General features: G+C 64.0%; 18 protein-coding genes, 1 tRNA gene, 2 pseudogenes and 1 other annotated feature. Of the genes and pseudogenes, 10 read left to right on the top strand and 11 right to left on the bottom strand.

The annotated features are described in order from the left end of the window. Positions 1 to 38: 38 nt before the first annotated feature. Both NDN01_RS13015 and NDN01_RS13010 read left to right on the top strand, forming a co-directional pair. A complete protein-coding gene (locus NDN01_RS13015) occupies positions 39 to 251 on the top strand; it encodes a DUF2274 domain-containing protein (protein WP_272621840.1) in 213 nt (70 codons plus the stop codon). Further along, entirely contained in the window at positions 248 to 454 is a 207-nt protein-coding gene (locus NDN01_RS13010; RefSeq protein ID WP_272621839.1) for a helix-turn-helix domain-containing protein, read from the top strand. The genes NDN01_RS13015 and NDN01_RS13010 overlap by 4 nt, the downstream gene beginning before the upstream one ends. A gap of 202 nt (positions 455 to 656) precedes the next feature. Here the strand turns inward: NDN01_RS13010 and NDN01_RS13005 are convergent. From NDN01_RS13005 to NDN01_RS12980, 6 genes are all read right to left on the bottom strand, one after another. After that, a tRNA-Glu gene (locus NDN01_RS13005) sits at positions 657 to 731 on the bottom strand. A 72-nt stretch (positions 732 to 803) separates the two neighbouring features. Continuing rightward, the gene (locus NDN01_RS13000; protein ID WP_272621838.1) at positions 804 to 1,946 is read right to left on the bottom strand and encodes an L-lactate dehydrogenase; all 1,143 of its coding nucleotides are present in this window, start codon (positions 1,944 to 1,946) and stop codon (positions 804 to 806) included. Between the two features lie 70 nt (positions 1,947 to 2,016). Then, positions 2,017 to 3,180, bottom strand: coding sequence for a YncE family protein (locus NDN01_RS12995; protein ID WP_272621837.1), 1,164 nt, complete (start codon positions 3,178 to 3,180; stop codon positions 2,017 to 2,019). Between the two features lie 72 nt (positions 3,181 to 3,252). Continuing rightward, complete coding sequence (locus NDN01_RS12990; protein WP_272621836.1) at positions 3,253 to 4,272, bottom strand: hypothetical protein; 1,020 nt, start codon at positions 4,270 to 4,272, stop codon at positions 3,253 to 3,255. Positions 4,273 to 4,470: 198 nt separating this feature from the next. Next, complete coding sequence (locus NDN01_RS12985; RefSeq protein WP_272628194.1) at positions 4,471 to 5,844, bottom strand: class II 3-deoxy-7-phosphoheptulonate synthase; 1,374 nt, start codon at positions 5,842 to 5,844, stop codon at positions 4,471 to 4,473. A 113-nt stretch (positions 5,845 to 5,957) separates the two neighbouring features. Continuing rightward, a complete protein-coding gene (locus tag NDN01_RS12980; RefSeq protein ID WP_272621835.1) occupies positions 5,958 to 7,391 on the bottom strand; it encodes an 8'-apo-carotenoid 13,14-cleaving dioxygenase in 1,434 nt (477 codons plus the stop codon). Positions 7,392 to 7,446: 55 nt separating this feature from the next. On the opposite strand from NDN01_RS12980, the gene NDN01_RS12975 reads away from it, so the two are divergent. From NDN01_RS12975 to NDN01_RS12965, 3 genes are all read left to right on the top strand, one after another. Next, positions 7,447 to 8,043, top strand: coding sequence for a TetR/AcrR family transcriptional regulator (locus NDN01_RS12975; protein WP_272621834.1), 597 nt, complete (start codon positions 7,447 to 7,449; stop codon positions 8,041 to 8,043). Positions 8,044 to 8,375: 332 nt separating this feature from the next. Further along, positions 8,376 to 8,609: a hypothetical protein gene (locus tag NDN01_RS12970; protein ID WP_272621833.1), complete on the top strand. Its 234-nt coding sequence runs from the start codon at positions 8,376 to 8,378 to the stop codon at positions 8,607 to 8,609. Positions 8,610 to 9,033: 424 nt separating this feature from the next. Continuing rightward, positions 9,034 to 9,381: a hypothetical protein gene (locus tag NDN01_RS12965; protein WP_272621832.1), complete on the top strand. Its 348-nt coding sequence runs from the start codon at positions 9,034 to 9,036 to the stop codon at positions 9,379 to 9,381. Positions 9,382 to 9,422: 41 nt separating this feature from the next. Here NDN01_RS12965 and NDN01_RS12960 read toward each other — a convergent pair whose 3' ends face one another. From NDN01_RS12960 to NDN01_RS12940, 5 genes and pseudogenes are all read right to left on the bottom strand, one after another. Then, positions 9,423 to 10,286, bottom strand: a complete 864-nt coding sequence (locus NDN01_RS12960) for an energy transducer TonB (RefSeq protein ID WP_272621831.1) — start codon at positions 10,284 to 10,286, stop codon at positions 9,423 to 9,425. Positions 10,287 to 10,452: 166 nt separating this feature from the next. Further along, a pseudogene (locus NDN01_RS12955) lies at positions 10,453 to 10,653 on the bottom strand (IS630 family transposase); the annotation flags it as partial. Positions 10,654 to 10,693: 40 nt separating this feature from the next. Beyond that, positions 10,694 to 11,919 (bottom strand): IS3 family transposase gene (locus NDN01_RS12950; protein ID WP_272627987.1). Its coding sequence is split into 2 segments (ribosomal slippage): positions 10,694 to 11,634 and positions 11,634 to 11,919, totalling 1,227 coding nucleotides; the frame shifts between segments, so codons are not numbered across the junction. After that, positions 11,525 to 11,641 (bottom strand) — a sequence feature (AL1L pseudoknot). Its footprint overlaps the gene before it by 117 nt. A 43-nt stretch (positions 11,920 to 11,962) precedes the next feature. Next, positions 11,963 to 12,872: pseudogene (locus NDN01_RS12945) on the bottom strand (IS630 family transposase); the annotation flags it as partial. A 128-nt stretch (positions 12,873 to 13,000) separates the two neighbouring features. Then, positions 13,001 to 13,279 (bottom strand): metal/formaldehyde-sensitive transcriptional repressor, encoded by a 279-nt coding sequence (locus NDN01_RS12940; protein WP_272627985.1) that lies wholly within the window; start codon positions 13,277 to 13,279, stop codon positions 13,001 to 13,003. 293 nt (positions 13,280 to 13,572) lie between these two features. Between NDN01_RS12940 and NDN01_RS12935 the strand changes: the two genes are divergently transcribed. From NDN01_RS12935 to NDN01_RS12915, 5 genes are all read left to right on the top strand, one after another. Then, positions 13,573 to 13,773, top strand: coding sequence for a hypothetical protein (locus NDN01_RS12935; RefSeq protein WP_272627983.1), 201 nt, complete (start codon positions 13,573 to 13,575; stop codon positions 13,771 to 13,773). Further along, positions 13,773 to 15,404 carry an NRAMP family divalent metal transporter gene (locus NDN01_RS12930; RefSeq protein ID WP_272627981.1) on the top strand — a complete coding sequence of 544 codons (1,632 nt, stop codon included), beginning with the start codon at positions 13,773 to 13,775 and terminating at the stop codon, positions 15,402 to 15,404. The genes NDN01_RS12935 and NDN01_RS12930 overlap by 1 nt, the downstream gene beginning before the upstream one ends. A 296-nt stretch (positions 15,405 to 15,700) precedes the next feature. Then, positions 15,701 to 17,098, top strand: coding sequence for a carbohydrate porin (locus NDN01_RS12925; RefSeq protein WP_272627979.1), 1,398 nt, complete (start codon positions 15,701 to 15,703; stop codon positions 17,096 to 17,098). 11 nt (positions 17,099 to 17,109) lie between these two features. Further along, the gene (locus tag NDN01_RS12920) at positions 17,110 to 17,325 is read left to right on the top strand and encodes a hypothetical protein (RefSeq protein ID WP_272627977.1); all 216 of its coding nucleotides are present in this window, start codon (positions 17,110 to 17,112) and stop codon (positions 17,323 to 17,325) included. Then, entirely contained in the window at positions 17,325 to 18,038 is a 714-nt protein-coding gene (locus NDN01_RS12915) for an MgtC/SapB family protein (protein WP_272627975.1), read from the top strand. The genes NDN01_RS12920 and NDN01_RS12915 overlap by 1 nt, the downstream gene beginning before the upstream one ends. Positions 18,039 to 18,189 lie beyond the last annotated feature (151 nt).

The raw sequence follows: 18,189 nt of genomic DNA, 5'->3' as shown, positions 1-18,189 counted from the left end.
CAGGATATCATCCTCAAACCCTGGCAGGAGAAGCAGTAATGGTAGACCTCAAGCTCAGGCGTTTGCCCGATCGCACGCCGGTCAAGCTCGTGCTGACCGTCCTTCCCGAGCTGTATCGGGCGCTACAGGAATATGCCAAACTCTATGGAGCAGAGGCGACTGTGAACGACCGTGTCCCGGCGATGCTCGACGGATTTCTCGAGAGCGATCGCGCTTTTGCCGTTTGGCGCAACCAAGGTGAGCAGCAATGACCGATCTTCCCCAGAGGCTTGGGACGCAGCCCGAACCCGTTTCGGTTCGAATCGACGTTGCCGCCAGGATGATCGGCCTTAGCCGGTCAAAAGTGTACGAACTCATCGATGAAGGGGCCATCCGAACGGTCAAAGTTGGGCGGGCCCGACTCGTCCCCGTCGCGAACCTCCGCGCGTTTCTCGCAGTCCAAACCGATTGCTAGGACGCTCGTTCGCACGGTTCGACGGCGCTTCAGGCATCCGAACAGCGGACACCTGCCCAATTGGCGGCGGTCTCGGTTTGCCGTCCTGCGGGAGCAATCTGCCGCATCCGAATCCCTCGAATATCCAGCTATGTCCGGGGGCGGATATCACACGGATATCACACCAAAAGTACGCATCGCCAGCTAAGCCATTGATAACGCTTGGTGACCCCTACGAGAATCGAACTCGTGTTTTCGCCGTGAGAGGGCGACGTCCTAACCGCTAGACGAAGGGGCCGTACTTGCGGAGCGGCGCATCTACGGTGAGGAGACCCCATCGTCAAGATGGCGCGCGCCGCGAATATGCAGATCAGGGCAGCAGCATGTCTGGCGAGAGGTTCTTCACGTCGGTCTGGCCGGTCAGCGCCATCGCCACCGCCATCTCGTGGCGCAGCAGTTCGAGCATCTGCGCGACGCCCGAACCGCCCTGGGCGGCTAGCGCATACGCCCAGGCGCGGCCGAGCAGTACGCCCTTCGCTCCGAGGCCCAGCGCGCGCAGCACGTCGACGCCTGATCTTATGCCGCCATCCATCAGCACATCCGCCCGTCCGGCGACAGCCTCGACTACGCCCGGCAGGGCCGCGATGGAGGAGGGCGCGCCGTCGAGTTGGCGGCCGCCATGGTTGGAAACGACGATCGCCTCGGCGCCGGCGCCGCACGCGGCGACCGCATCGGCCGGGTCCATCACACCCTTGATCACGATCCGCCCGTCCCAGTGCTGGCGGATCCAGTCGATATCCTTCCAGGTGATCGACGGATCGAAATTGCGCGCGACCCAGGCGGTGAACTGGTCGAGCCCAGCGCCCTCCGGCATCACCGGCGCGAAATTGCCCAATGTATGCGGTCCGCCGAACAGGCCGACATCGAACGCCCAGGCCGGGCGGGTCGCGATCTGAAAGAACCGCTTAAGCCGCGCCTCGATGCCCTGCCTGCCGGTCAGGCTGGACCGCACGTCGCGGTAGCGCGCGCTGTGGACGATCAGGTCGACCGTCAGCACCAGCGTCTCGACGCCGATCGCCCTGGCGCGTGCCAGCATGTCCTTCATGAACTCGCGGTCGCGGATCATGTAAAGCTGGAAGGCGAAGGGCCGGGTCACGCCGGCCGCAACCTCTTCCATCCCGCAACAGGCGGAGGCGGAGAGGATGAACGGCACGCCCGCTGCCTCGGCCGCCCGCGCCGCCTGCACCTCGCCGCGCCGCGCATACATGCCCGCGAGTCCGACCGGCGCGAGCGCGACCGGCAGGGAGGAGGGGCGGCCAAGCAGGGTGGTGGAAAGGTCGATCCGCGACACGTCCGTCATGACCTTCTGGCGCAGCTTCAGCCGCTGCAGGTCCTCGACATTGGCGCGCATGGTCGATTCCGAGTAGGAACCGCCGTCGATGTAATCGAACAGGAACAGGGGCAGGCGCGCTTTCGCGAGCAGTCGGAAATCGTCGATGCAGGCCGGTGTCACGAGACAGGTCTAGGTACCGTGCCCGACCCCGGCAATGTCATTGTTGCGCGGGGGCCGGGCAGGGCATTCGTCATCGGCTGTTCGCGGTCGCGATCGCGCCCGGGCGCGCGTCGAATTGAAGCGTCGCCGCTTCGTCCCGGGTGAGTGCCTTGCCGTTGAACCGGTACACCTCGATGTTCTTGTGGAGCGCGCATTGCAGCAACAGCGTCCGTGCATCGTCGCTGAAGGTCGCGCCCTGGCACCAGGCACCGGTCTTCGCCTCGGTGATCGGGGTCAGCGTCGTGCCCTTCACGCCATAGATCTTCAGCGCGCCGTTCGGCCAATAGCCCGGCGAACCCGGCGTTCCACCCGATCCGTTGTGGACGACGACCGCCAGATAGCGTCCGTCGCGCGACAGGGTCAGGTGTTCGGGCGTGAACCCTACTTCGACTGAGTCGACATGGCCCGTCGCGAGGTCAGTCGCGGTGACAGTGCCGACGCGCGGCCCGCGGGGTGTCGTCGTGCCGGCGGGCGGCGCATTGCCCTGCAGGTTGGTGTTATAGGCGTAGCGGCTGTCGGGGCTCACCGTGACGCCATAGGGTTGCACGCCAGTGGAGATCGGCTCGCCCGCGATTTTTACGCTATCGCCCGCCACCGAAAGCCGCACCAGCTGCCCGGCGCTCTGCGCGACGGCGATTGCGCCCTTGCCGTTGGGCAGGAACACCACGTCGGTCGGCCTTGCCTTGGCGGCCAGCTGAACCTTGCCGGCCGGCGTCAGGTGTTTGCCCCTGATCGTGAAGATCGAGACCGTGTCGTCGCCCGTGCTGGCGACCAGCGCAAGCGTGCCCGCGCGGTTGATGGTCACGCCGCTCGCGCCCGGGCCGGCCTGCACCGTCTGCGCCACCGCGGGCGCGGTTATGCTTGCCAGATCGATCACCGAGACTTGGTCGTTCAGCTCAAGCGTGCCGTCAGTCTTCAGCCGTTGCGCGGCGGAAACCAGCGCGAAGCCGCCGTTGCGTGCTACCGCCACGGCGGCAGGCGCGCCGATCATGCTGGCTGGTGCCGCGACCGTGCCGATCGTCCTCGGTGGATAGCTGCGCAGGTCGATCACGGAGACGCTGTCGGCGGTCCGTCCTGTGTCGCCGGGGCGAAGCTGCTTGCCGTCATTGGCGGAGACGGCGATCTGCGCCGAAAGTCCGGCGGGCATCGCCAGCGCGATGGCGACGGCGGCAAGGCTGATCCTGGTCTTGATCATGGGCGTCCCTCTTTCATTGAAATGCAGGCCGCGCCCTCCCGGCGCGGCCTGCCCATATCGTGGTGCGGCGGGTCAGGAAGGATCGGTCCGCTTGGTATAGGCCCGGCCCTTGTCAGCGGCCGGCGTGTCACCGCCGGTGCAGATCATCACGCCATCCCTGATCTGGTCGATCACGTCCCGCTCTCCGCAGGAATTCAGGAAGCGCAAGCCGTTCGCCTTGGTCGCCGCCAGCACGCGCGCACGCACTGCCAGCATCGACGGCGGATACCCCTCGAAGGCGGCGCCGGGCGCGCGCGGCTTGGGTGCGCCCATCAGGAAGAAGCCATGGTCGCCGGGTCCCCATTCGGCAAAGGCCAGTCCCGGCGTGCGCACCGTGGATTCGACATTGGCGTCGGCGCGGGGATTCTCGATCTTCACGCCGAAGATCAGTTCGCCATCGGGGTTGAGCGGCCAGGGCTCGGCCAGGCGCAGATACTCGTTCTGCGAAACGCCCCAGACTTCCGACGCCCATGCCTGGCTGCCATTGCCGCGGAAACCCTGGGCGAGGCCCTGCACTATGGGCGCGAAGGGATAGCGCGCCGCCTCGATCATGATCTTGGCCGCTTCGGGCGATTCGGCGTTGCACAGCAGGATGCCGTGCACCCCGGCGGCGAGCGCCTGCTGGATCATCCAGGTGTTGGCGCGCACGGCATCGGGCGTGCCCTGGATCGGCAGCGTGACGATCACGGCGGGGGTGCGGTGGCCGGTGCGGGTCGGCCCGGCATCGACCAGGCCGCGCATGAAGTCGTGCAGCTCTTTGAAATCGAGCGGCCCATGCTCCATTTCATAGGTGATATAGTCGGCCTTGGTCGCCGCCTGCTTCTTGCCCTCTTCGTACCCGCCGCCGGAGATCTGGGTGTAATAGACCGGCTGGCCTTTCATCCACATGTCGATGATGCGGTTGACGTGCTTGCCGGTGCGCGTGGTTTTGGTCGGCATCGCCGGCTGCGCGTCGACGGCAAAAGCTTGGCCCGGTGCCTGTTGGGTATGGGCCGGCATCGACAGCAGCGCGAGCGGCGCAGCGGCGGCGGCAAGCAGGAACAATCTCTTCATGACATGCTCTCCCCTGGTTCTGGTTCTTTTACGAACCTATAGGATATTGAATGTCATGCGAGTGAGCCTGGTGCAATGGAAGAATTGCATCCAAGATTTGTGATTTGTGTACTTTATTTTCGAGGGCGCACGAAAAAACTGCACCCGGGCGTGATGCCCGGATGCAGCTAATTGATTTCAGTGATGATTATGCGGCGATCAGGCCGCAGCGCGGCGCCGCTCCGCCATCTCGACGTTCAGCATCTCGGCCAGCAGGAACGCCAGCTCAAGGCTCTGCCCGGCGTTGAGTCGCGGGTCGCAATGCGTGTGATACCGGTCGGCCAGCGACTGCTCGGTCACGTCGACCGCGCCGCCGGTGCATTCGGTCACATTCTGCCCGGTCATCTCGGCATGGATGCCGCCCGCGATTGAGCCTTCGGCGCGGTGAACCGCGAAGAAGCCGCGCACCTCGGCCAGGATCCGGTCGAACGGCCGCGTCTTGTAGCCGTTCGCCGCCTTGATGACGTTGCCGTGCATCGGGTCGCAGCTCCACACCACCGGATGGCCCTCGCGCAGCACCGCGCGGACCAGCTTGGGCAGGCCGGCCTCGATCTTGTCATGGCCATAGCGCGTGATCAGGGTCATCCGGCCAGGAATGCGTGCCGGGTTGAGCGTGTCGAGCATGCGCAGCAGCGCGTCGGGCTCAAGGCTCGGGCCGCACTTCATGCCGATCGGGTTGCCGATCCCGCGCAGATATTCGACATGCGCCGATCCCTCGAAGCGGGTGCGGTCGCCGATCCACAGGAAATGCGCGCTGGTGTCGTACCAGTCGCCGGTCAGTGAATCCTGCCGGGTCAGCGCCTGCTCGTACTTGAGCAGCAGCGCCTCGTGGCTGGTGTAGAAATGAGTCTCGGCAAGCTGCGGCACCGTCTCCGGGTTGATTCCGCAGGCGGCCATGAACTCGAGCGCCTCGCCGATCCGGTCGGCGGTCTCGGAGAATTTCTTCGCCCAGGGGCTGCGGCCCATGAAGTCATGGGTCCAGCGATGCACTTGCGCCAGATTGGCATAGCCGCCGCCGGCAAAGGCGCGCAGCAGGTTCAGCGTCGCCGCCGACTGGCTATAGGCGCGGATCATCCGCTGCGGGTCGGGCGCCCGGCCATCGGCGGTGAAGGCGATGTCGTTGACGATGTCGCCGCGATAGGCGGGCAGCTCGACGCCGTCCTGCACTTCGATGTCGGCCGACCGCGGCTTGGCGAACTGGCCCGCCATACGACCCAGCTTCACCACCGGCAGCTTCGACGCGAAGGTCAGGACGACCGCCATCTGCAGGATCACGCGGAACGTGTCGCGGATGTTGTTCGCGCTATGCTCGGCGAAGGATTCGGCGCAGTCGCCGCCCTGCAGCAGGAATGCCTTGCCCTCGACGACTCGCGCCAGGTCGGCGGTCAGGTTGCGCGCCTCGCCGGCGAAGACGAGCGGGGGAAAGCTGGCCAGGGTCTCGGTCGCCGCATCGAGCGCGGCGGTGTCGGGATAGGTCGGAAGCTGACGTGCTTCGGCCTTGGTCCAGCTGTCGGGGGCCCATTTTGCGGCCATGGTCTTCGTCCAGTGATTGCGGAATTGGAGCGCTCCCATGCGGGAAAATGGCTTTTCCCGCAATCAAGGAAAACTTTGGGGGCATTCCTCCCCGGTTCCCCGGGGAGGAGGCGCTAGGCTGCGGCCACCCAGTTTCCGTGGAACCCCGGCGGGACTCGGTGCGGGATGCGGATGCTCGCCACCGGTGCGTCGGCAAAGGCCTGTGCGTCGATGATGACGAGATCCGTCGTCTCGTTCGGCAGGTCGACGACCAGCCCGATCAACCATCCTTCGCCCTCGGTTGCGTCGGGGGAGGCGGGTACGAACACGAATTCGCCCGGATAGCGGCCTTCGCCGAACTCGTGCACCTCGCGCGCGCCCGTCTCCAGGTCGTGCTTGAGGATGAAGGTCTCGCCAATGAATGCCTGGTCCTTGTTCGGCAGGCCCATCGTCCAGGCATAGCGATAGGGCTGGCCGAAGCGCCGCTCGTCGGGCCGCGGGAATTCCTGCGGCGTCGAATCGATCGTGCGGCGCTCGACGGTCTTCGTCGCCGGGTCGATCGTCCAGCGTTCAAGCCCGCGCGACGTTGCGTCCGGCCCGACGGCGCTGTCCGCGAACATCGTGTCATAAACCACCGCGTCGAGGATCACCTTGCCGTCCGCCGTGTCGAACGCATTGGCGACATGGAAGATGTAGCAGGGGTCGACATCGACCCAGATCGTCTCGTCGCCGCTGGCGTTCCTCGGCAACAGCCCGATCCGCGCCTGATGTTCCGGGTTCCACCGATAGGGGAATGTGTGCCCCCCGATCAGCGCCTTCATCGAAAAGGTCACTGGCAGGTCGAGCACCAGCGCGTAGCGCGCCGTGATCGCGCAGTCGTGGATCGACGGCCCGTGCTTCACGGCGATCGGCTCCTCGCGGATCACCTTGCCCTCGGGTGAGATGACCACATGGCGCACGACTTCCGGACTGGTCGCGTCATAGGCGATCGCGTGCTGCTCGCCTGTCAGCGGGTCGAGATGCGGATGCGCGGTGAAGCTGCCCGCCAGCGTGTCGTCGAACGGGTTGAAGGTCTGCTCCTCGAGCGTGTCCGACAGCTCGACCGGATAGCTGCCCGCCTCGACCAGCGCGAAGGTGCGCCCGGCAATGCCCAGCACATTGGTGTTCACATTGTCCGACACGCCGTGGCGCGGCCCCGGCGCGGCGGGCACGCCCATGGCGGCGGCGGCCTTTTTCGACCGGATCCAGCGGTTGCGATACCACAGCGCCTTGCCGTCCTTGACCGCGATACCGTGGACCATGCCGTCGCCGGTGAACCAGTGATGGCCGGCCGGATCCGGATCGATCGGATTCGGGCCGATCCGAAGATAGCGGCCGTCGAGCGCGGCGGGGATCGTGCCGGTGACGGGCAGGTCCTCAAGCGTCAGTTCCTCGCGCATCGGCTCGTGGATGCCGGTCAGGAAGGGATGGTCGGTCGCCACGTCCATCCGCTTGCGGTTGAACTCGGCGACCACGCCGATGCCCTTGGTCACCGTGCTGCGGATTGCGGTTTCGATGATGCTTGCCATGATGGCCTCCACGCCTCAAAGTTTACGGTGTTCACATTATGGCTCGAAGGTAACAGTGTCAACATCCAAATCCGTCCCGCCGAAAAAGGCCTATCATCACGGCGATCTGCGCTCGGCGCTGGTCGAGGCCGGGCTCAGATTATTGGAGGCGCGCGCCGCCGACGACCTGTCGCTGCGCGAGGTCGCCCGCGCCGTCGGGGTAAGCGCGACAGCGGTCTATCGTCATTTCCCGGACAAGGGCGCGCTGATGGCGGCGCTGGCAGGGGAGGGGCTTGCCCGGCTGGCTGAGGCGCAGCACGCAGTCTTCGATGCGGCGAGTGGCGGCGTCGCGGGATTCAATGCCTCGGGGGCCGCCTATGTCCGCTTCGCGCTCGCCAATCCCGGGCTGTTCCGTCTGATCTTCGCCAATCCCGACTCGGCCCCGCATTCGCTGCACGAAGACGAGAAACGGGACGAGGACGATGCGATGGCCTTCCTGCGCGCCAATGCGGCGATGGTAGCCGAGGGGAAGGGCGGCGACGCGCAGGTCATCGCGCTCCAGGCCTGGGCGCTTGTCCATGGGCTGTCGATGCTGATGCTCGACGGCCAGATTCCGGTCGACGATTCGCTGATCGACCGGGTGATCGACGTGCGGACACTTCACCCCAAATAGGGCGGATCGACCTTCACGTCCTTGCCCCGGTCGCAGCAACGAGACGGGTTTGCGCAGAGGGCGCAGAGGTCTTTCCCGGCCTCAATCATTTTGCGCTGGCAAGCTGTTTGTTTGTGGTGGTGTTTGTCATCCCAGTCGCCTGTGTCGCCGGCAGGACCTTCTCAGCATTCTCCGCGCCCGCTACGCGAACCCCACCCCTGTCACCGATGGGCCGGTTCTGAAGGGCGGTCCGCCCTAATGGTGAAAACCTCGCGCTTGCCGCCCGGCAGAGCTTGGTCGGGAACGGTAATGAGTGATGGAAAGCGGCCATTCGGTGATCTAGCGTGTGTCGTATGGAAGATCGCAACCGCTGGATCATGCTTATCAAAGACCTTCGGGTCGAGCACGATGCGAGCATTCTCGATGCAGAACGCATCGCGCTCGCGGACCCGGCGTGGCGTCGGTGGGTCGAGCGGCAAATCGACAGCGACAAGAAATGTCTGCGAATGGCGTTGAATCATATTCGCTACAATGGTGGCGCAAGCTTGATCGAGCGCGACGGCGACACACTCAAAATTCGCGACTGAGTCTTTCTGTTGCCGTTCCGACGCTGGGTGTGGCTTTGGCCGTTACTCGCTGACCCGTGCGGTGTAAGAGCTCAGCCCGAATAGTCTGCAGATCTGGCGGGATAAGGACCGTCCTCCGACGCGGGTGATGCCGCGTACGAGCGTTTCCGTTCCACGCGCGGTTTCCTCTATCGGGCCGGGATGTCTGTAACTCGTGGTTGGCGAATTGTCTGCTTTTGGCCGCAAAGAGGAGTCAGCGGTCCTTGGCCACCACTTGCTGAACGCGCGGAGGCTGGACGCTCACTACGTCAACGCAGTGGTTCAGAGTGCTCAGCGCTCAATGTTGAAGCGGTCCCCGATAATCTTCGTCAGCGAACGCGGCCGCGGAAACGAAGGAAGTCTGCTTGCGAACAATTACTTTTGCCTACTTAACGACCCCAACTGAATGCTGGAGGTCGATGCGATCTCAGGCGTCACCCAGTGCGAGCAGGACGGTGCCGCCGAAAACTACCACGAGGATCACGACTGCTATCAATGGGCCCGCAAAGGTTCGCGTGGGTTTTGCTGGTCGATCCATCTTTCGAACGTGAACGAAGGGCAGGTTCAGCGCAACCCAGTCCAACTCGCGCAAGGTAAGGTTTGGGCGCACCCGGCCGGGCAGCTTGCCCTGCCGAATCCCACCGGTCCGCTATCAGATGCAGCGCTCGTTGTTCGTGTTGCTGAACGGCAAAAATGGCGAATAGGCAACTGCCAGCTTCTGGGGAGGTGTGACTTTATACCTGTAGAAGAATAATCGTGAGAATTAAAGCCACGAGCTGCGTAAATTCGTGTGTTTCATGGTACGCGCCACTTAATGATGGTTTCCCATTTGCTGTCCGAAGCGATGCCTACAGTATTAAGGGCCGGATAAAAGTGAGCTGCCCTAATGATATGCGGGCAAGTGGCATCATCAAGAATGTTTGTCCCAGAGCCCTGAGTAACATTGCATTCCAATGGATACCCGTATTTATCTACTATTACCGTTATTCTGACATCGCCCTCCATGTTATTTTCCAATGCTTTCGGCGGATAGGCATTGGAATTGATCCAAGATCCAGCCCCGCGCGGCACTGGCAAATTGCGATCGGGTCGCGAGCCGTCGCGATATGGAGGGGGTGCGGACGTGAGAAGCGCTGAACCTACTCTTTCGAGGCATCCATCCGCCTGTTGCCATGCTGCCAAGTCGGGAAGAGTAATCGCAATCTGATCGTTCTTCACTATTACTCGACCAGAATTTGCAATTGTTAGAGCATGGCCAAAATCGCGCTCAGCGTCTTTTTCCAATTTCATCGAAAATAGTTTTTTCGACGGCCAGTCTGTCTTTGACGGGTCGATCTCACTTCCCCAGCTAATGTGCATTGGAATGCGTCGAATTTTATCCAGCTCTACAAAACCATAGGCGTTACCCGACGTCGCAACTTCGCCCTTGGGTATATCAATTTTAAGAAGGATTGTGGTCTTGCCTCGGAAGGGCCGCCAAAATACGGGATCAGGCGACAGGTCACTCGTTCCGGATCGGCTTATTCCGCAGCCGTAGGGTCTCTGAAATACCTTCCATCCATCGCCGCTTTCCGCTGCAACGGGTTGACCTCCCGCCATCAGCGTGGAGCTGCATGTAACCGCAAGCCCCTTGTACAAGGCGCAGCTAAACCGATTCATGATCCCGACCCCGTCTTAAGCCTAACCCGGAGAATATAGACCGCCGCCGGTTAAGGATTGAATGTCGCTTCTGCTAAACAGCGATGCCTATGGCTGGCTTTGGGCGCTGGCGATCGCACCCTGCTCGGGTGCAGGGGCCAAACTGCTCCTCACTAGTCATCTGAATCTAAAGTTCGGGACATAAATTTTGCTCGGTCTTTTGGCAGGATCGTTTGATCGCGGCGAGGATATCGTCAGCGGATTTTGTCCATCGGAAGGGTTTTGGGTTGGCATTATGCCGCTCGATGAAGCTGCGGATATCGGCCTCCAACTGGGCAGTTGAGGTGTGAACACCGCGCTGGATTTGCTTGCGGGTGAGCTCGGCGAACTGAACCGCGCCGGGTCTGCCGGAGGCCTTGGGTTGTGAGTCACGCTGCCATATCGAGGTTGCTTGCGGCAGCATAATATTGATCTTCGGCTTCGGCAGGCGGGATGTTGCCGATAGGCTCCAGCAGCCGGCGATGGTTGAACCAGTCGACCCATTCGAGCGTGGCGTATTCGACGGCTTCGAAGCTGCGCCACGGCCCGCGCCTGTGGATCACCTCAGCCTTGTAGAGGCCGTTGATCGTCTCGGCCAAAGCGTTGTCATAGCTGTCACCGACGCTGCCGACCGAGGGTTCGATCCCGGCCTCGGCGAGGCGCTCGGTGTATTTGATGGACACGTATTGCGAGCCCCGATCGCTGTGATGGATGAGGCCGCCCCGATGGGCCGGCCGGCGATCGTGAAGCGCCTGCTCCAGGGCATCGAGGACGAAGCTGGCATGCGCCGTCCTGCTGGCCCGCCAGCCGACGATCCGCCTGGCGTAGGTATCGATGACGAAGGCGACGTAGACGAACCCCGCCCAGGTCGCGACATAGGTAAAGTCCGACACCCACAGCATGTTCGGCGCTGGCGCGTAGAACCTGCGATTGACGTGATCGAGCGGGCACGGCGCCGCTTTGTCACTGATGGTCGTGCGCACCGGCTTGCCCCGGATCACCCCTGCCAGGCCCATCTCGCGCATCAGCCGTTGCACGGTGCAGCGCGCTATCGGAAAGCCCTCCCGCATCATATGCCGCCAGACCTTGCGTACGCCGTAGACCGCGAAGTTCTCGGCAAATACGCGCGCGATCTCCGGCTTCAAGGCGACATCGCGCTGCGCCCGCGCCGACAGGCGTGTCGGATCCTGTCGCTGCGCGACGCGCTCGTGATAGGTGGATGGGGCGATCGGCAGAACGCGGCAGATCGGCTCGACCCCATAGGCATCGCGGTGATCGTCAATGAAAGCGATCATCGCCGGAACGGGCGGTCGAGCTCCGCCTGCGCAAAATATGCCGACGCCTTGCGCAGAATCTCGTTGGCCTGCCGCAGCTCACGGACCTCGCGCTCCAGCGCCTTCACCTTGTCGGCAACCTCGGTCGGGACGCCCGCCCGCTTGCCGCTGTTCACCTCGGCCTTCTTCACCTCCAGCAGCGTGTGGCCTGAACAACCGATCTTCTCGGCAATGGATATGATCGCTGCCCATCGCGACGGGTGATCGTGCTCGTGATCCAGCACCATCCGTACCGCTCGCTCGCGGACCTCAGGTGCAAACTTGTTCGTCGTCTTGCTCATACAGGCTCCACCTTCTCAGGAGTTGGAGCCTCCGGCAAACCCGGAGCGGTTCAAACCAGCGCTCGACCTGATTGATCCACGACGCCGATGTTGGGGTGAAATGGACGTGATAGTGCGGCCTGCGCGCTAACCACGCCTTGATCGTCGGCGTCTTGTGGGTGGCATAATTGTCCATGACAATATGAACGTCGAGGCCGTCTGGAACATTGCCGTCGATCTGTTTGAGAAAATCGAGAAACTCGGTTGCCCCGATGTCGCTTGTAGCATTTGCCGATCACTGCGCCGGTGGCGATGTCGAGGGCGGCAAACAACGACGTCGTACCATGCCGAACATAGGTGTTCGTGCGTCGCTCGGGCATGCCGGGCATCATCGGCAACACGGGTTGCTCACGGTCGAGCGCCTGGATCTGCGACTTCTCGTCGACGCACAGGATCAGGGCATGGGTCGGCGGCGAAAGGTAAAGGCCGACAATGTCTCTGACCTTGTCGACGAACAGCGGATCGGTCGACAGCTTGAACGTCTCCGCCCGGTGGGGTTGCAGCCCAAAGGCGTTCCACATCCGGCGGATCGTCGTATGGGAGTGACCAGCCGATGCCGCCATGGAACGGATCGACCAGTGGGTCGCATCAGCGGGTAGCGTTCGCAACGTCCGTTCGATCACCGCCGCGACAGCATCGTCGTCGATCGAGCGAGGGCGGCCGGATCGTGGCTCATCGAGTAACCCATCGATGCGCTCGTCCACAAACCGCCGACGCCACTTGCCGACCATATGCTCGCTAACGCCCAGTTCCGCTGCCACTCGCTTGCTTTGCAGGCCATCGGCGCAGCGCAAAACGATACGGCAACGCTCCGATAGCGAGCGCGTCACCCGATGGCGTCGTACCTGACGCTCCAGATACTCGCGCTCATCCGCCGTCAAAATCAGGACCTCAACAGGCCGACCTCGCCCCATCTCGCTTGCTCCCGTCGTTCAGAGTAGTGCTAGGCGCCGAACTAAAGCCGCCATCTTGGACCGTGATGGCTGGTAGATCGGAGCTCCAGCCCAGCGTTTCCGCGCCAGATCTCGGCGCGAAAGCCGGATCAGGTGATATAGGCATGGACGATCTCGATCAGTTCCTCGGCTGCCTGTGTCCGCGGGTCGCCCTGCGGCGCGGCAGGGTCGAGCATGTGCTCCCGGATATGATCCTCGATCACCTCGCCGATGAATCCGTCGAGCGCGCCGCGGCAGGCCGTCGCCTGCTGGAGCACGCGCGCGCACTCGCGATCCTCCTCGATCGCGCGCTCGATCGCCTCGATCTGGCCCTTCAGCCGTTTGAGGCGGTTGAGCAGCTTCTTCTTTTCCTTTTCGACATGGCTCACGGCCAAAATTCTCCTCTTGATACTATACCCCCGGTAGGTATAGGGCGTGTCCATCGAGTCGCCAAGCGCGGCTCGGTCTGCATGGCAACCGCTTTGCAGAACCGAAGACAGGATGATGATGAAGACCCGATCTAGCCCCTTGTCCAGCGAGAGCGACAGTCGCGTAGCGGCTTTGTCGACGATCGGTGGATTGCGCGGGTCCGGATGGCTTCGCCGGGAGCAGCGATACCGCTGATCCGGCGCGACCTCTTCCGGGCTCGATCTTGATGAACCCGGAAGGAAAGGAGGTCGCCATGACCCACCTGCTACTGCGCCTCGTGCGCCTCAACAATTATGATACTCGGGCGGTGGCGCCCATTGCCCGCAAGCGGCCGATCGCGCGCTGGGTCCGCGCGGCGGACGGATCGCTGCGCTGCCTCTGGGACGATCGCCGCCGCGCCGCCGGCGTGTCGTCGCCCGAGCGCCGGTCGACGCCGGTGCGGGAGTCTGTGTGATGAATCTCCAGGCACGTATCGCGTCGTCACCGCGCGCGCAGCTCGACGATGCGCATGTCGGCGATATCCTGGGCGCCTTCGGCACGATCGCGGCCAGCGGTGCCGTCGCCGGGGCGCCTTGGCGGCGGCGTCTGATGACGCTGCTCGCCATCGTCGGCCCCGGGCTCATCGTCATGGTGGGGGACAATGATGCCGGTGCGTTCGGCACCTATACGCAGGCCGGCCAGAATTACGGCACCGGCCTGTTGTGGACATTGCTGCTGCTGGTGCCGGTACTGTTCGTCAACCAGGAGATGGTGCTCCGCCTGGGCGCGGTCACTGGCGTCGGCCATGCCCGGCTGATCTTCGAGCGTTTCGGGCGCTTCTGGGGCGCCTTCAGCGTCATCGATCTCTTCCTCCTCAATGCGCTCACCATCGTCACCGAATTCATCGGCGTGGCGCTTGGGCTCGACTATCTCGGCCTGCCCAGGGTCTGGGGCGTGATCGCCGCAGCCGTCATGGTGATCGCTGCCGCAAGCACGGGCAGTTTCCGCAGGTTCGAACGCTTCATGATGGTGCTGGTGCTCGGCAGTCTGCTGCTCGTGCCGATTGCGCTTCAGGTGCATCCGCCAGCCGGCCAGATCGCGCGCGATTTCTTCATTCCGGGCATGCCGAAGGGCGGCAATCTCGCGGATGTGATGTTGCTGATCATCGCCATTGTCGGCACGACGGTCGCGCCCTGGCAGCTGTTCTTCCAGCAGAGCTATGTCGTCGACAAGCGGATCGGCCCGCGTTTCATCACCTATGAAAAGGTCGATCTATGGATCGGTATCGTCCTCGTCATCATTGGTGGCGTAGCGATGATGGCCTTCTCCGCCGCGGCCTTCCAGGGCACTGCCCAGGCTGGCAACTTCACGGATGCCGCCGCCGTCGCCCACGGCCTTGAAGCGCATGCCGGTCCGCTGATGGGCAAGCTCTTTGCCATCGCGCTGATCGATGCCTCGATCATCGGCGCCGCGGCTGTCTCGCTCAGCACCGCCTATGCGATCGGCGATGTCTTCGAGATCAACCATTCGCTGCATCGCAGCCCGGCCCAGGCGATCGGCTTCTATCTTGTCTTCGCGGGGCTGATCGCGATTGCGGCAGTCCTCGTGCTGGTCCCGGGCACGCCGCTGGGGCTTCTCACCAATGCGGTCCAGACGCTGGCGGGCGTGCTGCTGCCCAGCGCGACGGTCTTCCTGCTGCTGCTCTGCAATGACGAGGCGGTGCTTGGCCCCTGGCGCAACGGGCCGTGGCTCAACCTCTTCACCGGGGCTGTCATTGCGGTGCTGGTGATGCTGTCGGTGATCCTGACCGTCTCGGTCCTGTTCCCTGCCATGGGGGCGTCAGTCATCCTCACCATCCTGGGTGGAGGCTCGGCAGCGTCGCTCGCGATCTGGTTCGCGCTGACGATGATGAAGCGCGGGCGGCGTCAGGTGATCGACCGGACCGGCCGGGCGGACTGGCGGATGCCGGCGCTTTCTCTCCTGGCGCCACCCCGGCTCGGTACGCGCGAGCGGCTGTGGATGGGCGTGTTGCGGCTCTACCTGGTCGTCGCTGGCGGCCTCGTGCTGTTCCGCATCGTCCATCTTGCCCTCTCCCGGCATCAGTGATGCGACCGGGGCGGGGAAATCATGGCCATGTCATCGAGGCGCGATCTCGACATGCGTCGCCGCGGCCGGCGGCAAGCCGTCCGGAATAATCGGCCGTCCAGCCGCCGGTGCCGGCGCCGCCGGGCCTATCGTCTCAACATCCTGTTCGGATTGGGTCTCGCTTTGTTGATCATGGCCCTGATCCTGGCGGCGCACTGGCTGAGGTGAAGTCCCGCGCCAGGCGTTTCCGCAACATTCGTCTCCACCAGATCAGGTGCCGTCATCGGCACGTAACGAATAGCCTTCTGGAGTCAGTCATGACCAAATTCTTCATTCGGCCGGATGCCGGCATCAGGATCGACGCCGCTGTGCCGCGCTGCGTCCGGGCCCTGAAGCACGGGCGGGCCGCCATCACGCTCCTTGCCGGCCTCGCCGCGTCACCCGCGATCGCGCAGGCGACCGATCCTTCGCGCGACGCGACGCAGGATGTCGCGATCCACGGCCAGGCGACTTTCACGCTGCAGGGAACGCCTGGTTTCGCCTCGCCCTATTCGGGCACCAACAGCCTCACGCCGAACCAGGCGCGGGAAACGATCGACGTCACGCTCTTCGTCGGCGTGCGGCCGTGGAAGGGCGCTGAGATCTGGACGAACCCGGAGATCGACCAGGGCTTCGGCCTGTCGGATACGCTCGGCGTCGCGGGGTTCCCCAGCGCCGAAGCCTATAAGGTCGGCCGCAAGACACCCTATTTCCGGCTCCAGCGCGCCTTTTTCCGCCAGACGGTCGATCTCGGCGGTTCGGTCGAGACGGTCGAGGCAGCGCAGAACCAGCTCGGCGGAACGCGGACGGCCAACCGGCTGGTGATCACCGCCGGAAAATTCGGCGTCGGCGATATCTTCGACACCAACCGCTACGCGCATGATCCGCGCGGCGATTTCCTCAACTGGTCGCTCGTCGATGCCGGCACCTTCGATTATGCCGCCGACGCCTGGGGCTATTCAACCGGCATCGCGGCCGAATGGTATCAGGGTGCGTGGACGTTGCGGCTCGGCGCCTTCAACCTCTCCAAGATCCCCAATGGCGAAACGCTGGAGACCGGGTTCGGCCAGTATCAGATCGATGCTGAGGTGGAGCATCGCCACCGGATCGCCGGTCGCGACGGTGCGGTGCGTGTCACTCTCTTCCGCAATCGCGGGCAGTTCGGCCGGTTCGACGATGCCCTGGCGCTGGCGGCGGCGACCGGCACGATCCCGGATACCGCGCTGGTGCGCGGCCGGCGCACGCGCCTGGGCGCCAGTGTGAATGTCGAACAGTCGGTTACCGACAGCATCGGCCTGTTCGCGCGCGCCGGCGTGGCCGATGGCGGGGTGGAACCCTATGATTTCACCGATATCGACCGGACTGCGTCGGCCGGTGCCGCGATCGACGGCAAGGGCTGGGGCCGGGCCGGTGACACGATCGGGATCGCGGCGGTCGTCAACGGCATCTCGGCCGTTCACCAGCGCTATCTCGACGCCGGTGGCATCGGCGTGCTGGTCGGCGACGGCCGCCTGCCGCACCCCGGCGCCGAAGCGATCGGCGAGCTTTATTATAGCTGGAAACCGCTCAAGCCGGTGACGGTGACCCTGGACTATCAGCTCGTCGGCAATCCCGGCTATAACCGGGATCGGGGGCCGATCCATGTCCTCGGCCTGCGCGTGCACGGGCAATTCTAGGTGTGGGGTCGATGTCGCGGCCGCCTCGTCACGCAGCGGCGTGGTGGGAGCCGACGCTGCCCGCCGGTGTCTGGCTGTTCGCCGCCGGCCTCGTTCTTGGGGCGGCCCGGTTGTTGCTCCGCTTCGGCGGCAAGCGGCATCGCCCGGTGATCCTGGCGATGCGCCTGTCGGGGAGGCTGTCGCGCGCCGGATTCAATTCGTGGCGCTATTGGGAGGGAAGATGGTGATGAGCGAACTCACGACGACGGGCCATGATTTCCTGATCATCCTCGCCAAACTTGCCGCCGCTTTCCTGTTCGGTGGCCTGATCGGCTTCGAACGGCAGATCAGGCAGCGCAATGCCGGCCTGCGCACGATGGTGCTGGTCGCCGTCGGTGCGGCCGCGTTCGTCCACCTCGGGGGGCGGTTGTTCGGGGGAGAGGGGGAGACGCGGATCATCGCCTATGTCGTTTCCGGCATCGGTTTCCTCGGCGCCGGCGTGATCATGAAGGAGGGCGCTCAGGTACGGGGGCTCAACACGGCGGCGACCCTGTGGTCGTCGGCTGCGGTCGGCGCATTCTGCGGCTCGGGCCTGATTGCCGAAGCCGCGGCCGTGACGATCGTCGTTCTGGCGGGAAACACCATGCTGCGTCCCCTGGTCAACTTCATCAACCGTCAGCCGATCAACGCGGCAACCACCGAGGCCTTTTACCGGGTGCACGTCGTATGCGCCGCCGACAAGGTGACTGACGCGCGCGATCTGCTTGCCGACAAGCTCGAGCATCTCCACTACCCGATCCAGTCGATCGACGTGCTCACCGACAATGAAGACAGTGTTGAGCTTGCCGCCACGCTGATCCCGACGACGGCCGACAGCGACGTACTGGACAGGGTTTGTGCCGAACTGGCGGCATCGCCGGGGATCGAGGCAGCGACCTGGACGGTCAGCCCCACCTTGTGATCGCGATGGTCGCGGGCGATTAAAGGCCTCCTGCGCCCTCGTCACGGCGGCTGGAAGGAGCGCCCCTTCCACGCCCGTGCTTGCAGCTTCATGCCCGCGGTAGGGCCGAAGGTGCGGCATGCCGGGATAGCCCTTGATGATGCCGGTTGAC

Source organism: Sphingomonas sp. QA11, assembly GCF_028473665.1.
In the GTDB taxonomy this organism is placed as follows: domain Bacteria; phylum Pseudomonadota; class Alphaproteobacteria; order Sphingomonadales; family Sphingomonadaceae; genus Sphingomonas; species Sphingomonas phytovorans.
The sequence above is the reverse complement of the archived record's forward strand: the minus strand, read 5'-3'. Positions and strand labels throughout refer to the sequence as shown.